This window comes from Ruegeria sp. O5 (genome assembly GCF_056535105.1).
This window is the reverse complement of the sequence record NZ_JBQERN010000026.1, coordinates 1-14,904: the sequence shown is the minus strand read 5'-3', so window position 1 is coordinate 14,904 and position 14,904 is coordinate 1. Positions and strand designations below refer to the sequence as shown.

Here is a 14,904-nt window from a genome sequence, read left to right as displayed (position 1 = left end):
ACTTTGCAATAGATCCTAGGACACTGGGTAACGAAGATCGAAGAACACTGCGTGTAGTATCACGTCCCTTGGGAAATGAGCGCCTTTGAATGAAATTGTTACTGTCTGCCTCGATCAAAGTCCGAAACGCCATTAACACCAAGACTTCCTGGCCAAAAGTTCGCGACAAAGCCCTCATCATTTCCGCATTGACAAACCATTGTGAAACAGATGCACTTTGCTCGGGTCCGCATTCAATTTGACAGCTTTCCCACGTCGGTTTCGTTCAACGCCAGGAAACTTGGCGACGATATTCTCAGCCCCCGGCCTGCTGGCAAAATACAGCAAGGTCACTTCACCCAGGGCTTCGACAAAATCGACAGTGCCGTCCAGAAACCCAGCGGCGGCGTCGGCAACGAAATCCTCAGGTCGTACGCCGATATTGACCTGCAAACCCATTTGTTCGGGCGTGGTCGAAATGGATGAAACGGCTTTTCCGCCCGCATCAAGTGTGACCTCTGTCAAATCCCCGGTTTTGGAAATATTGCCAGACAGCAGATTCATAGAGGGCGATCCGATGAACTGCGCCACAAACTCGTTATCCGGCGTTTCGTACAGTTCCAGTGGCGTACCAACCTGCGCGATGCCTTTGTTGGCAAGAACGACGATCCGGCTGGCCAGCGTCATCGCCTCAACCTGATCGTGGGTCACGTAGATCATTGTGCTTTCGGGCATCGCCTCTTTCAGGCGCGCAATCTCGATCCGGGTTGCAACGCGCAGCGCAGCATCGAGGTTCGAAAGCGGTTCGTCGAACAAATAGACCTTGGGGTCTCGCACGATGGCGCGCCCGATAGCGACGCGCTGGCGTTGCCCTCCGGACAGAGCCTTGGGCAGACGATCCAAGAGCGGATCCAGTTGAAGGGTCTGGGCCGCGCGTTCAACGGCGGCATCGATCTCGGCAGCAGGCATCTTGGCGATCTTCAGTGCAAATGCCATGTTCTCGCGCACGGTCAAATGTGGGTAGAGCGCATAGGACTGAAACACCATGGCAATGCCCCTTTGGGCGGGCGGCACATCATTCATGACCTGCCCTTCGATCTCCAAGGTGCCGCCGGTGATCTTTTCCAGCCCGGCAATCATTCGCAACAAGGTTGATTTTCCGCAACCCGATGGACCGACAAAGACGATCAACTCGCCCTTTGCGATATCCAGATCGATATGTTTCAGAACATCGACCGGACCATAGGATTTCGCGACATCCGTAAGTTTGAGTTCTGACATGGTTTACCCCTTAACCTTAGCCATCAGACAAAACTGTGCGGGGTGCAGCGTAACGCTTCCTGCACCGTCGCTACCGCCGAGTTCCCGCCCGATGACCCGCCAATCACCCAAGGGCAAGTCGACCCGCTGAGCTTCCGTTCCAAGGTTGAAAGCACAAAAAACCGCTTCAGACGCATCCTCACGCTGGAAAGTCAGCACAGGTCCAACCTGTTTCATGTTGGACTGCGCACCCGTAGTTAGTGCTGGGTGGACGCGGCGCAAGGCGATTGCGCGGCGATAATGGTGCAGCATCGATTGGTCGTTCGCCTCGAGCCGGTCAACGGCTCTTTCCGTTTGGGCCATACTAACAGGCAACCACGGCTCACCGGTGCTAAAGCCTGAATGTTCGTCCTGCGTCGCCCAAACCATTGGCGTGCGACATCCGTCGCGACCCTTGAACTCGGGCCAGAACTCGATGCCATAGGGGTCTTGCAGTTTCTCGAACGGAACATCTGCCTCGAGCAAGCCCAGTTCCTCTCCCTGATACAAACAGGCAGAGCCGCGCAGACACATCATCAGAACCGCGTGCTGGCGAATGGCCGCATCGTTTAGGTCCCAGCGCGAGGCATGACGTTCAACATCATGGTTCGAGAACGCCCAGCATGGCCATGCGTCGCCTGCCTTTTCCTCGAGCTGATCAAAGACCTGCTTTGCATAAGGCGCGGTCAACGCACGCTTTTCCAGAAACTCGAAGGCATAGCACATATGCATTCGTTGATCGCCCGAGGTGTACTGACCAATGATTTCCAGCCCGCGCTGTGCATCACCGACTTCACCCAAACAGGCACGGCCTTCATATTCGTCGGTCAGCGCGCGCAACCTTTCGAGGAAGGCGATATTCTCGGGCTGACTTTTGGAATAAAGGTGATCCTGGTGGTTATAGGGGTTCACCGCAGGCGCAATTGATGCATTACGTTCTTCGACCGGAAGGGCCGGATTGTCCCGCAAATGTTTGTCGTGGAAATAAAAGTTGATCGTGTCCAGGCGAAAACCATCCACGCCCATGTCCAGCCAGAACCGAGCCACATCCAGCAGTGCGTTTTGCACTTCGTTACAGTGAAAGTTCAGGTCTGGCTGCGAACTCAGAAAGTTATGCAGAAAATATTGCAGGCGACGAGGCTCCCACTGCCACGCTGAACCGCCAAAGATAGACAACCAGTTATTGGGCGGTGTGCCGTCCGGTTTAGGGTCGGCCCAAACATACCAGTCGGATTTCGGGTTGTCCCAATCGGCGCGGCTCTCACCGAACCAAGGGTGCTGATCAGATGTGTGTGACAGCACCAAATCGATCATCACTTTCAGACCCTTGTCATGGGCCTGATCGAGTAACTCGCGGAAATCTTCCAACGAGCCGAACATAGGATCCACATCGCGATAATCGCTGACGTCGTAGCCGAAATCCTTCATCGGAGATTTGAAGAAGGGCGAGATCCAGATCGCATCGACCCCCAGATCCGCAATGTAATCCAGACGTTGGGTGATCCCTTTCAAGTCACCGATCCCATCACCATTGCTGTCCTGAAAGCTGCGCGGATAGATCTGATAGATCACGCCACCGCGCCACCACTCTGACTTTGCTTTGGTTGATTTGGAAAGTTCTACAGTGTTCTGCACGTTCATCAGACGCCTCTATTTGACGGATCCGGCCAGCAGGCCACGGACCAGGTATTTTTGCATTGCGAAGAAAACAATCAGTGGAACAATGATCGAAACAAACGCAGCGGTGGCGAGGATTTCCCAGTTGCCCCCTCTTGTACCCAGCAGTTCGACAATTCGATTGGTCATGACGGTGGTTTGACCTGATGCATCAATCAGGAAGACTTTGGCCACCAGAAGGTCGTTCCAGGTCCACAGGAACTGCAGGATCGCGAAAGACGCCAGCGCCGGGAAGCTGAGTGGAAGGATCAGTTTCGTAAAGATCTGGAACTCAGACGCCCCGTCGACCCGCGCGTTCTCGATCAAATCACGTGGCAGACCGGCCATGTAGCTGCGAAGAAGGTAAATCGCCAGCGGCATTCCAAAGCCAGTGTGGGCCATCCAGACACCCAGATACCCTTTGCCGATCCCAATATTAAGATGGAATTTCAGCAACGGGATCAGTGCGAGCTGAAGCGGAACAACCAAAAGCCCGACAATAGCCGCGATCAGCAACGCGCGGCCCGGGAACTCCATCCACGCCAACGCATAAGCGGCGAACGCCGCAACAAGGATAGGGATGATCGTGGCAGGAATGGTCACTGTGAGAGTATTAAAGAACGCCCGACCCATACTGTCGGTGCTGTCCTCGGCCAAGAGAACCTTGTGGTAATTGTCCAACGTGAACTCGGGTGGAAGTTCTGCACTAACGAAAACACGCGGGCCGCGGCTGCCAGTAAACTCCTCTTCACTTTCCGCTTTGTAGTTCCCGTTTGCATCGACCGTGATAGTCCCGCCACGACGCAATTCCGCTGTCTGACCGGGTTCAAACGCATCCACCGCGCGGGAGCTGACACCCCACCTTGAGATCCTAGCCTTCTGCCCTTTGTCGAACAGGTTCCCTTCAATCACATACGTCCCGTTTTTCAGAATTTGCGTATTGGGCACGGCCGTGCGTAGCGTCAGGTTTTGTTCGGACGGGAACAGGGATTTCCACCAGCCACTGGTCGCGATCTGGTCAGCCGTGCGAAAGGATGAGATCAACAATCCCAGTGTCGGTATTACCCAAAGCACCACGAGAAAGAGGACCGAGGCCTGGACGATCCATCTAAGGGCGGGTTTGGTTCCTGCAATATCGCTCATCCCCTACTCCATTTCCCGGCGTGCGTTGCGGATGTTCCAGACCAAGATCGGCGTCACCAGCAACATGATCACCATGGCCGATGCCGAACCCACGCCCCAATCATTGGCGCGGAACATCTTGTCGTACATGTAGTTGGCCAGAACCTGTGTCTCCCACTGGCCATTGGTCATCGCGAAAACGATGTCGAAGACCTTCAGGACCAGAATGGTGATGGTTGTCCAAACAACCAGAATTGTGTTCCAGATTTGAGGCACCTTGATTTTAAAGAATATCTGGAAGGGATTGGCCCCATCCAAAACCGCCGCCTCGACGGTTTCTTCGGGGATGCCGCGCAAAGCGGCGGACAGTATCACCATGGCAAAGCCTGTCTGAATCCAGATCAGGATCCCCATGAGGAAGAAATTGTTCCAGAACGGAATGGTTAGCCAGGTTTGCGGCTCGGCCCCGCCAAAGAACAGATAAAGCGCATTCAGAATCCCGATCTGGTCTTGCTCGGCCGGACGCGCATCGTAGATCAGTTTCCAAATGACCGAAGCCCCGACGAAAGAGATCGCCATCGGCATGAAAATCAGTGCTTTTGCGATGTTACCCCAGCGGATCCGATCAGTTAGCTGAGCTGCCAACAGACCAAATGCAGTCGACATTGCAGGGACCACGATCAGCCAGAACAAATTGTTGCGCATGGCTTCCCAGAATTTCGGTTCTGCCACCATCTGGACGTAGTTATCGAGACCAACCCACTTATACCCACCACCGGCGATGCGATCCGTGAGCGACAGGCGCAACGTCTCAACTACCGGATAGGCCAGATATAGGCCAATCGCTACAAGCGCCGGAAGCAAAAACAGCCAAGGCCGGATCATATTCGCGCGGTTGATGTTGCGGCCGGCATTCGGCCCGCGCGCAGGGAACAGAACCTTGTCCAGAAACTGGTTGGACAGAAAGAAATAGCCCACACAGCCCGATACGCCTATGGCGATGGTCAGCAGGCCCTGAATTGCCGGATGCATCATGCTCTCCGTTGCGAAGGGGAAAAGGGGTGGCCTGACGCGCAGACCGCCCGGGTTTTAACGCGCTTAGTCCAGCGAATCCCAGGAAGATTGGATCTCGTCAGCAACTTCCTGAGCGGGCTTTCCACCAGCATAGTCAACCATACCGGTCCAAAAAGTACCGGCCCCTACGCCGCCCGGCATCAGGTCCGAACCATCAAACCGGAACGTTGTCGCACCCAGAAGAATGTCGTTCATCTTCTTGAGTGTCGGATCCGAGAACACCGACGTATCAACACCTTTATGCGGAGTCAGGAAGCCGGTCAGGGCCATCCATGTCTCGTGTGCTTCGGGGGTCTGCAGATAGGCGATCAGATCATGTGCAGCCGGGCTGTCATTGGTTATCGCCCATAGCGTGCCGGCGCCAAGAACCGGGCTACCCAGATCCTTGCTTTCATATGCGGGGAAGTAGAAGAAATCAGCATCTTCCCCGACAACCGTGCCTTCAGGAAAGAATGCCGGGATGAACGACGCCTGACGGTGCATGTAACACTGTGGTGGCGAACTGAACATGCCTTTTGGACTGTCACGGAAATCGGTCGTTGCGACCGTACCTGCCCCACCCGCAACATAGTCGTTATTACGGGCAAACGCGCCGAATTCTTCAATGGCAGCGACCACTTTCGGGTCATTGAACTTCATTTCATTGGACACCCAAGCGTCATAGTCCTCGGGCGATTGAGTGCGCAGCATCATGTCTTCGACCCAATCGGTCGCTGGCCAACCGGTCGCACCACCTGAACCCAAACCGATGCACCACGGCGTCTCTCCGTCTGCGACGATCTGATCGGTCAAAGCCTTCAGCTCCTCCATCGTGGTCGGAACTTCGTAACCGGCATCCTCGAAATTCTCAGGCACGTACCAAACAAGGGATTTCACATCTACCTTGTAAAAAAGCCCATAAAGGTGATCCTGCCCTTCGGGCCCCGGAAAAGTGCCCAGATCTACCCAGGATTGTCCGGCTGCGTAATTGTCACGAACCCAATCAGCGGCGCCATCACCCAACGGTGTCAGAAAACCCGACTTGGCCATATCCGCCGCCAGACCAGGCTGCGGGAAAACGGCTATATTCGGCGCCGAACCTGCCTCTGCATCAATCCTGATCTGCTGCTCGAAACTATCTGAACCAACATACGCGTAGTCGTGGCCTGTCGCGGCTGCAAAGCCATCCAGAACCGCTTCGACGTTTTCCTGGTCCGGGCCCAGCCATGGCCCGAACACGGTAACCTTATCAGCCTGAGCCGTTCCCGCCATCAGGGCGAATGTAGCCACACCTGCATAAAGCGCGTGTTTCATGAAATCTCCTCCCAGTAATATCTGCGCATCGCAAACTTTTCAAAGCGCTTTGGATGCTGCACTTTATCTGCCGGCAATCAGATTCTGTCAACATATCGTTTTCTACCCTTCAATTATTGCCGATCTGGCCTCATTACCAAAATGGGTTGACGGAAGCAAAAAATCACAACAAAACAAGTGAGCATCCATTTGAAGGCGCTTTGAACAAAATGAACCTGAAGCAGCTCTCTGAGATTCTCGGTCTTTCGCAGACAACGGTCAGTCGCGCGCTGAACGGCTATCCAGAGGTGAACGAGGTGACTCGGGTGCGCGTGCAGGCCGCTGCAGACAAGCATGGCTATCGGCCAAACAGCCGCGCCAAAGGTCTGGCGACTGGCAAGTCCATGGTGATCGGGCACGTCATCCCCAGTTCATCCCAGCACGAGATGGTGAACCCGATCTTCGGCGACTTTGTCGCCGGCGCTGCGCGGACATACTCTGCAAACGGCTACGACATGATGTTCACCACCGCGGATGACACTTCGATCGAAGGGGCCTATCGCAGTTTGTTTCAGCGCGGGGCCGTAGATGGCGTCGTTTTGCAAGGCCCCAAGGTCAACGAGCGTCGCATCGATCTGCTAAACCGGATGGCGGTACCATTTATCGTACACGGACGTTCGACCGGGATAGATGCAGAGTATGACTGGATCGATGTGAACAACAAAAGCTCCTTTCGGCGCGCAACACAGTTCCTGATCGACTTGGGTCACCGCAGAATTGCCCTAATCAACGGGCTTGAGGATATGGATTTCGCACAGCGCCGTCGCGCCGGATACCTACAAGCGCTGGAACAGGCGGACTTGATCCCAGACCAACAATTAATGCGCAGCGCCGAAATGACCGAGGTCTACGGCCATCATGAAACCCGCGATATGCTGCAACTGGACGATCCACCAACCGCCATTCTGGCATCCTCGATGATTTCAGCGATTGGTGTGAGGCGGGCGCTGGACGAGGCAGGGCTGCGAATTGGCCGGGATGTCTCGGTCATCGCGCATGATGATGACCTTTCTTATCTCAAAAACGGACAGGATGTGCCCATCTTTACAGCAACGCGGTCCTCAGTGCGGCATGCAGGAGAGCTGGCCGCCGAGATGTTGATTGAGAGGATCAAATCGCCTGACGATCCGGTCAAGACCAGATTGCTTGAGGCGGAACTGGTTGTTGGCAAATCAACCGGCCCAGCACCCAACAGGATCTGACAATGAAACATACGCGCAGCGATTTCCCCAATGACTTCCATTTCGGAGTCGCCACCTCTGCTTACCAGATCGAAGGCCATGCCCAAGGCGGCGCCGGTTCGACACATTGGGATACGTTTGCAGCGACACCCGGAAATGTAGTGCGGGGAGAAAACGGCGATCTGGCCTGTGATCACCTGAACCGGTTTGAACAGGATCTTGATCTTGTGCGCGACGCGGGATTCGATTGCTATCGCTTCTCAACCAGCTGGGCGCGTGTGATGCCCGAGGGGCGCGGACCTGTTAATCAGGCGGGATTGGATTTTTATGATCGCCTGACCGACGCGCTTTTGGAGCGTGGCATCCGTCCGTGCGCGACACTGTATCACTGGGAACTGCCGTCGCCCCTGGCCGACTTGGGCGGTTGGCGCAACCGGGATATTGCCGGTTGGTTTTCCGATTTCACTGAGGTCATCATGGGACGGATTGGCGACCGCATGTACAGCGTCGCCCCCATCAATGAACCGTGGTGTGTCAGTTGGTTGAGCCATTTCGAAGGGCACCACGCTCCCGGGCTGCGCGATATTCGAGCCACGGCGCGCGCTATGCATCACGTTCTGCTGGCCCATGGTCAGGCCATTCAGACGATGCGTGGGTTGGGCATGTCTAACCTGGGCGGCGTATTCAATCTGGAATGGGCCGAACCCGCCGATGACAGCGCCGAGGCACAACAGGCCGCCGCTCTGTATGACGGAATATACAACCGGTTCTTTCTGGGCGGCGTGTTCAACAAGGCCTATCCCGAGAATGTTCTGGAGGGGCTGGAGCCCCACCTTCCGTCGGGCTGGCAAGATGATTTCGATAGCATCGGAGCACCCGTAGACTGGTGCGGACTGAACTACTACACCCGTAAACTTATCGCGCCCGCAGAAACAGCGTGGCCAAGTCTCGCTGAGGTTCCCGGCCCTCTGCCGAAGACCCAAATGGGTTGGGAAATCGACCCCACCGCGCTGAGCAGGTTCCTGATCCGAGCAGCACGTGAATACACCGGCGACCTGCCGATCTTCGTGACCGAAAACGGTATGGCCAGCCCCGAGCGTCAACAAGACGATGACCGTATCGACTATCTGGATCAACACTTGTCGGCAGTCCAGGTCGCCTTGGGCGAAGGGGTTCCGGTTAAGGGGTACTTTGTCTGGTCCCTATTGGACAATTACGAATGGGCCTTGGGGTATGAAAAACGCTTTGGCCTGGTTGATGTAGATTTCAGTTCAATGAAGCGAACTCCGAAAGCGTCTTACTTCGCATGGAAGGACATGCTTGCTGCACGGATCTGTTGCAGAGTTTCTTACTGAACGAAGAGTTGGTACCGAACCCTCTTCTTATGTCGCCAATTCCGCAAATTGACGAAACGGACAAATTCCCGGCCCAGAGCCGACATTCGACCGACAATCGAGATTCTGCGATTGCAAGTCCACAAAGCTGCCGTTCGATGCGAACGCAGAGTTTGAGAAATTACAAGTGCCGCCGCCGTCGCCACTGGTTGCGAATAGAACAATACATTGGTTTCTTCCCAACGGGTGTGAGCTGGCTATCCGGCGGAATTCGACCAATACATGTGTGGTTTGTTGAACTGAGACCATTCGTCTGGTAACAAGACGAACCGGAAACCCTGATACAGGAGATATCAGATATGCTGAATTGTCAGACCTCAATACTTCGCGCGGTAGGCGCAGTAGCCCGTTAAAGCGGTCTGACAGATTTCCGATCTGAAGGCCGCCTCGTGAGCGGCCTTTTTTGTGTTTTCCTCATGTGGCGGCTTTCCATCATTTCATGGAGAGAACAATGCCAAGCTTATCACTTCACATACCAATTGGCTGGTCGCGCGGCCTCTTACTGCGGCTAGCGGCTATCTTCGACCGGCGACCCAGTGTGGAACGGCCTATTCGACGAAAGAGAGCCGAGTTGCCGGCTCATCTGAGGAAGGACGTTGGTCTTCCACCGGAGGCTGAACACCCACCTCCTTCGCATTATCGGTTCCCTTTTTAAGGAGCCGTCCAAGCAAGGGCATTAAGCTGCCCTTGCTTTTATCAATCGATCCGTGCCCGGAGGGATGCCTATCCTCCTTCCGCGCGATAAACGGACCCTGCGGTTTGCAGTTCCTATAGACAATTTTTCAAGGCCGCCGGAGAAATCGTTTCGCACGCATCCTGCAACCTGCAAAGACCAAGGTCGGCTGGTCCGAAGAAAAGCCGGCCAAACTGGAAGAGGAAATCCTGCCCATATTCGACCAGCTCAAGCCAAGTGCGAAAACAGCAGCGCCCTTGAGAACACCAGCATGTCCGATGCAAAAACTGACGTTGAAGTCGTCTCGACCATTGAAGGTTTTCTAGAGTAGCCAGTCCATCTTTTAACCCAGTAAATTCCACTTCACGTCAGGATGTTGCGGGTTTGTTTGCCGTGCCGGGGCGGCAAGACAACAGGATCAGGACCAGAAAGGACAGGTTTAGTACGACGTTGAAGGGCGCACCTACTAGAATAGAGCCTAAACTGTCGGCGCAAAACCAGGACCATGCCGCAATCTGAGCGGTCTTGGTCGCGGCTGTCGCCGATACCGGAGCAACATAGGTTCCCAGCGCCCACTGCATTCCCCCCAAGCCAACCGTCAGGCCACCGGTGATCACCAGCAATAAAGGCGACGGAACCATCAGCTCCGCGGGAACGGCGTACATTGGCCAATACGCGATTTGCAGAAAGATTTGCGCAACGGGATGAAGAAACTGAAACGCGGCCAGCGCAAAAAGCGCCCCGGTTGCAACAAGCACACCGCCTGATATTCGCATTGCTGACTGTTGTTGGGTCATGAGTTTCTCCTTTCGATATGCGCCCTTCATGCAGCTTGCAGGGGACGCAAATCAATTACCTCAAAGGTAAGTGAATTCTGTCCGGACTCTTGCTAAACTCAGGTCATGACACCCTATCCCGGCATGCTGAAAGAGTGGCGAAAGCGACGGAGGATGAGCCAGCTGGACCTCGCGGTCGAAGCTGAAGTCAGCGCGCGCCATATCTCCTTTCTAGAAACCGGGCGGTCCCGGCCCAGCCCGGACATGATCCTTCATTTATCTGAGGTCATGAACCTTCCGGTCGAAACCCGAAATCAGATGATGCGCGCCGAAGGGTTCGCGCCGCGTTTTGAGGCAACACCGATTGATGACGCGGCGATGTCGCCAATCCGGGATGCGGTCGAATGGACACTTCAGCAGCATGCCCCTTACCCAGGAATGGTACTGGACCGGCTCTGGAATGTTGTGATGCTCAACAGCGGAGCACAAAGGCTTTTCAAGCCACTGGGGATCGGCGAAGGGCAAAGCCTGCTGGACCTGCTGACCAGTCCGCTGATGCCTGAGCTTGTTGAAAACTGGCCCGAGGTTGCGCATCACACGATGTTGCGCCTGCGCGCTGAAAGCGCCAACGCGGGCGGCGTACCCGCACTGGATGCCGCGGCGCGCGCGTTGTCGCAACAGGGGCACGCCCGCAGTGACGCGGCGATCGGGCCGACAATTTCTACGATCTACCGCTTTGGGGGTCAGCGGCTTTCCCTATTTGGAACGATTGCGCAATTCAGCACAGTCACGGACGTCACGCTGGACGATTTGAAGATTGAGCTGTTTTTTCCGGCCGACGACCAAAGTGCCAAAATTCTGCGTGACCTTGCCCAATTGGCTGCCAATTAAATCATGGTTTTGCAAGAGCCTTATCACGTCCCGGTGAACCTTGCTCATTCCTGACCTTGGCAGAGTTCGACAAACAGCCTGCAAAAGCGATCTGGACGCCGAACAATTCTTCCCCTAGAACCTTACCTGTTATCTTGTCCCCCAAAAGGACCAATTTCATGGTGTTCCCGTCGCAGGGCTGAGCAGCCCCTCTTCATTCTGAGCTTAAAGCTCCTGACCGCGACTTTTTCGCCGGATCTTTTCCGGCAGGTGACCCATGACAGACCAAATCCTGATTTCGCAGGCGCCCACCCGCGCCGAATTCACGCCGTTGATCCGGCTGGCCGTGCCGCTGATGGTCGGGCTGGCCGCAGCGCTATTGATCGGCGTCGTAGATACGGCCATGATTTCTCCGCTTGGAACAATCCCGCTGGCGGCGGCCGGTGTGACCACAGCCGTTCTGATCATCCTGATCTCCGCCCTTTGGGGCGTGATCACGGCTATTTCCGTGCAGATCAGCCAGGCCGAAGGCGCACGCGATGCCGCGCGGGTTGCGCTTTCGTTGCGCAGCGGGCTGTTGCTGTGCCTTCTGGGCGGCGGCGGCGCGGCGTTGGTGATGATGGCGCTCTATCCATTGCTGGGGCCTTTGGGTCAACCGAGGGAGGTTCTGGCGATCCTTCTGCCGTACTGGATGTCGATGGCGATCTGGATCGTGCCTTTCACGCTGTTTTTCGGCCTGAAGGCTCTGTTCGACGCCGTTGGGCGGCCCTGGACGGCCGTGGCGCTGTCTTATCTGGGTGTCCTGTTCAACGTACCCGCAAACTATGCCTTCATTCACATCCTTGATCTTGGAATTCTGGGCGCTGGCCTGGCCAGCATACTGTCGCAATGTACGTCGCTGTTAGCCGGGATTTACGTTTTGATACGCGCGCCAGGGCTGGCCGCCTTTCGCCAACGGGTGACTGTTGCATGGGCGGATGTCTGGTCACAGGCCAAAGACGCCCTGCCGCTCTGTCTTGGCTATGCAGGTGAGGGCGGAGCCTACGCCGTGGTGGGCCTGATGATGGGTTGGTTGGGGGCCGAGGCGCTGGCCGCCCATCAAATCGTCAACGCGCTTGCGGGGCTGGCCTATATGATCCCGCTTGGCATGGCGGGTGCTGCCTCGATCCGTGTGGGTCTTGCAGTCGGCGCAGGGAGTCGAGAAAGGCTCAGACCGATCCTGAAGGCGTCCTTTGTGATGGTCACGCTATGGCAGGCAGTTGCCGCCATCGTCTTCATTACCGCTGGTCGGATGATGGCGGAAAGCTTGTCGGATGACCCGGCCGTCGTTGACCTCGCGGTCACGTTGTTTTTTATCGTGGCACTGCTGCAGGTTGCGGACGGCGTTCAGGGCACTGCTTTGGGTGCGCTGAGGGGAATGTCGGACATGAACCTGCCGACGATAATTACCCTGACAGCCTATTGGCCGCTTGCCTTGCCGGCCAGCTATGCACTGGGTTTCCTCTTTGATCTCGGAGCCGTCGGCGTCTGGATCGGCTATACTCTGGGTCTGGTGGCAGCAGCTATCGCCCTGCCCTTGCGGTTCTGGGCGCTGACACGGCCCTGAATTTTTGGGGGTATTCGATTGGGAAAACTTAGCCGCGAGCCACTTCGCGACGGAGTGATATGACTTGCCAGATCTTAGGGCTGCGACATCTTGGGCGTCAGGCGTGATAGGAGAGATACGGGATCAAAACCCGCCATTGCGGTCAAACCGGACATTGATCGAGGCTTTCCATCAATGCGATGCGGTCAATTAGAGGAGAGTTTCGCTGCAGGTGCTAGATGCTAACTAGCGCGGAACGCAAAGAACGCAGACAGAGTCGCTGCCTGTTTTCATCTAGGCCAATAGTAGCCATTAACTTGCTTTACTTCTATCCACCCTCGGTACTTGAAGACTTTGGCTAACCGGTGCACTTGACATCAAACTCAGCAGCGCGCTTGTTGTCTTTTTTGAAGAACTTCACCTGACCACTTGCGCCTTTGAACACGCCAGTGCCACCGACAACTGCCAATTGGGTTTCGAAGTGGGGCACGGTGTCGGGACTGCTCGGGGCTGGGTACGAGCCAGAATAGATTAGCTGGTTGCCGTCGATTGTTAGGTAGGCGTTAACGATAAGCTGGGTTTTGCCCTCACTTGCGCCAGGCGCTATCAGCGTCGTGACATTCTGCATACCAACAACCTGACCATCTTCACCGAAAACCGTGACGTGCCCAACTGCAACATCCCCGATTTTGTCGCCACCAGACGTGATCTTCAGGTCTTCTAAGTAGACAGTAAATTGACCGCATTCTAGAGCGCTGTCAGCTGAAACAGGAAGGGCATAGGTGAGAATAAGCATGGCGGCAAGAAAACGCATTTTGACACTCCTATGTAGAACAAAAAAGGGCTGGCGAACTATTTGGACAAGCCTTGCGAAAGCGTAGGATTGAAACAAGCCAGCATAGATGTTCGCTCATTGTTTTCTAAGCTCGATCGTCAACAACCAGATTTCAAAGGCGTATTTTCCCCCTCCTTCCTTGATGGTCGCTTCAAAGCGATCATAAAACTGATCCAGAAGAGGTTCGGTCTTCTGCTCAGTGTCACTGCGTAACAAGGATTGCCTGAACGTGGACTCGGTGAAGGAGCGAACAAAGCCTTTATAGCTTGCTGCGTACTCTTGGGGCGCATTGATCTGATCTGCAAAGATATCATCCGGTTTTTGCTGAGCCGGAGCTACCTCAGCTCTTTCGATCAAAAATCCATCTGCCAATTCCTTGTTACGTTGAAATGGCTCTAGTGCCTCTTCCCTGGACATAAACCAGATTGGCATTACGAAGTCCCGCAGCGCGTGCTCAGATATTAACCCGTCTTTCACCATCGTTTCGGCAACGTCGTACATCGCGCGATAGGTGTGCCGGCCAGAACTACAAACGCCATTAACCTCGCTCGCATCCGGGATGGAGCCCAGTGTTGAGACCATAAGCCTGCCGCCACTTCGCAATTCACTATGTCGGAAAGTTAGGAAACTTTCCCAGTCTCGTTGCGCTTGTCTTTTGAGCTCCAGGCGAGCTTCTCCCTGCAAATCTGCGAACCACAGCGTGCCCTTTGAAGAGACCAGGGGCTGTGTGCTGAGCCAATGGCTCGCCCCAAACGAAGTCCCGACGTCAATGGTAGCGGTCGGTGCAGCCATTGAGAAAAAGCTACCTACGCTTGCAACAGGGCGAATACTGGAAGAGAGATTGGTGTAACCGTCTTGGCCAGCAGCAAAATCGAATAGGGTATTCCAATCGTTTTCCGCCTGATCGACATGGTGAACAAAGATGGAGCGACTTGGGTAGCGGTCAGCAAAAGACTTTACAGCAGGCTTGACCGACAAGATCGCGTTAGATCCTGTGCCACAGCCATAGTCAGCGATGTGTATTTCGTCTGATGAGGTGAGCAGCCTCATCTGACTGGTCCAAGTTGATTGTTAGTGCATCATCGGCCTGTGATCCATCGGGATGATGGTTTCAGGTGCCGGCGGGCG

The 14,904-nt window shown here is 55.2% G+C and carries 12 protein-coding genes; 4 read left to right on the top strand and 8 right to left on the bottom strand.

The window, feature by feature from the left end; genetic code table 11:
* Nucleotides 1–177 precede the first annotated feature (177 nt).
* From ACR0M3_RS18910 to ACR0M3_RS18890, 5 genes are all read right to left on the bottom strand, one after another.
* A complete protein-coding gene (locus ACR0M3_RS18910) occupies nucleotides 178–1,260 on the bottom strand; it encodes an ABC transporter ATP-binding protein (RefSeq protein WP_480509102.1) in 1,083 nt (360 codons plus the stop codon).
* 3 nt (nucleotides 1,261–1,263) lie between these two features.
* The gene (locus ACR0M3_RS18905) at nucleotides 1,264–2,919 is read right to left on the bottom strand and encodes an alpha-amylase family glycosyl hydrolase (RefSeq protein ID WP_480495820.1); all 1,656 of its coding nucleotides are present in this window, start codon (nucleotides 2,917–2,919) and stop codon (nucleotides 1,264–1,266) included.
* 9 nt (nucleotides 2,920–2,928) lie between these two features.
* Nucleotides 2,929–4,077 (bottom strand): carbohydrate ABC transporter permease, encoded by a 1,149-nt coding sequence (locus ACR0M3_RS18900; RefSeq protein ID WP_480912158.1) that lies wholly within the window; start codon nucleotides 4,075–4,077, stop codon nucleotides 2,929–2,931.
* Nucleotides 4,078–4,080: 3 nt separating this feature from the next.
* Nucleotides 4,081–5,088 carry a carbohydrate ABC transporter permease gene (locus tag ACR0M3_RS18895; protein ID WP_480495818.1) on the bottom strand — a complete coding sequence of 336 codons (1,008 nt, stop codon included), beginning with the start codon at nucleotides 5,086–5,088 and terminating at the stop codon, nucleotides 4,081–4,083.
* A 66-nt stretch (nucleotides 5,089–5,154) separates the two neighbouring features.
* On the bottom strand, nucleotides 5,155–6,423 hold the full coding sequence (locus tag ACR0M3_RS18890) for an ABC transporter substrate-binding protein (protein ID WP_480912156.1): 1,269 nt from the start codon (nucleotides 6,421–6,423) through the stop codon (nucleotides 5,155–5,157).
* Nucleotides 6,424–6,632: 209 nt separating this feature from the next.
* Here ACR0M3_RS18890 and ACR0M3_RS18885 point away from each other — a divergent pair, with 209 nt between their 5' ends.
* Nucleotides 6,633–7,664, top strand: a complete 1,032-nt coding sequence (locus ACR0M3_RS18885; RefSeq protein ID WP_480912154.1) for a LacI family DNA-binding transcriptional regulator — start codon at nucleotides 6,633–6,635, stop codon at nucleotides 7,662–7,664.
* 2 nt (nucleotides 7,665–7,666) lie between these two features.
* Nucleotides 7,667–8,998 carry a GH1 family beta-glucosidase gene (locus ACR0M3_RS18880; RefSeq protein WP_480871514.1) on the top strand — a complete coding sequence of 444 codons (1,332 nt, stop codon included), beginning with the start codon at nucleotides 7,667–7,669 and terminating at the stop codon, nucleotides 8,996–8,998.
* A 1,080-nt stretch (nucleotides 8,999–10,078) separates the two neighbouring features.
* Here ACR0M3_RS18880 and ACR0M3_RS18875 read toward each other — a convergent pair.
* Nucleotides 10,079–10,507: a hypothetical protein gene (locus tag ACR0M3_RS18875; RefSeq protein ID WP_480912151.1), complete on the bottom strand. Its 429-nt coding sequence runs from the start codon at nucleotides 10,505–10,507 to the stop codon at nucleotides 10,079–10,081.
* A 105-nt stretch (nucleotides 10,508–10,612) separates the two neighbouring features.
* Between ACR0M3_RS18875 and ACR0M3_RS18870 the strand changes: the two genes are divergently transcribed.
* Together ACR0M3_RS18870 and ACR0M3_RS18865 are read left to right on the top strand one after the other, a co-directional pair.
* Nucleotides 10,613–11,377 (top strand): helix-turn-helix transcriptional regulator, encoded by a 765-nt coding sequence (locus ACR0M3_RS18870; RefSeq protein ID WP_480912149.1) that lies wholly within the window; start codon nucleotides 10,613–10,615, stop codon nucleotides 11,375–11,377.
* A 256-nt stretch (nucleotides 11,378–11,633) separates the two neighbouring features.
* Nucleotides 11,634–12,962 (top strand): MATE family efflux transporter, encoded by a 1,329-nt coding sequence (locus ACR0M3_RS18865; protein ID WP_480912147.1) that lies wholly within the window; start codon nucleotides 11,634–11,636, stop codon nucleotides 12,960–12,962.
* A 337-nt stretch (nucleotides 12,963–13,299) separates the two neighbouring features.
* Here ACR0M3_RS18865 and ACR0M3_RS18860 read toward each other — a convergent pair whose 3' ends face one another.
* Both ACR0M3_RS18860 and ACR0M3_RS18855 read right to left on the bottom strand, forming a co-directional pair.
* Complete coding sequence (locus tag ACR0M3_RS18860; RefSeq protein ID WP_480871517.1) at nucleotides 13,300–13,755, bottom strand: hypothetical protein; 456 nt, start codon at nucleotides 13,753–13,755, stop codon at nucleotides 13,300–13,302.
* 96 nt (nucleotides 13,756–13,851) lie between these two features.
* A complete protein-coding gene (locus ACR0M3_RS18855; RefSeq protein ID WP_480912145.1) occupies nucleotides 13,852–14,826 on the bottom strand; it encodes a class I SAM-dependent methyltransferase in 975 nt (324 codons plus the stop codon).
* Nucleotides 14,827–14,904: the final 78 nt, after the last annotated feature.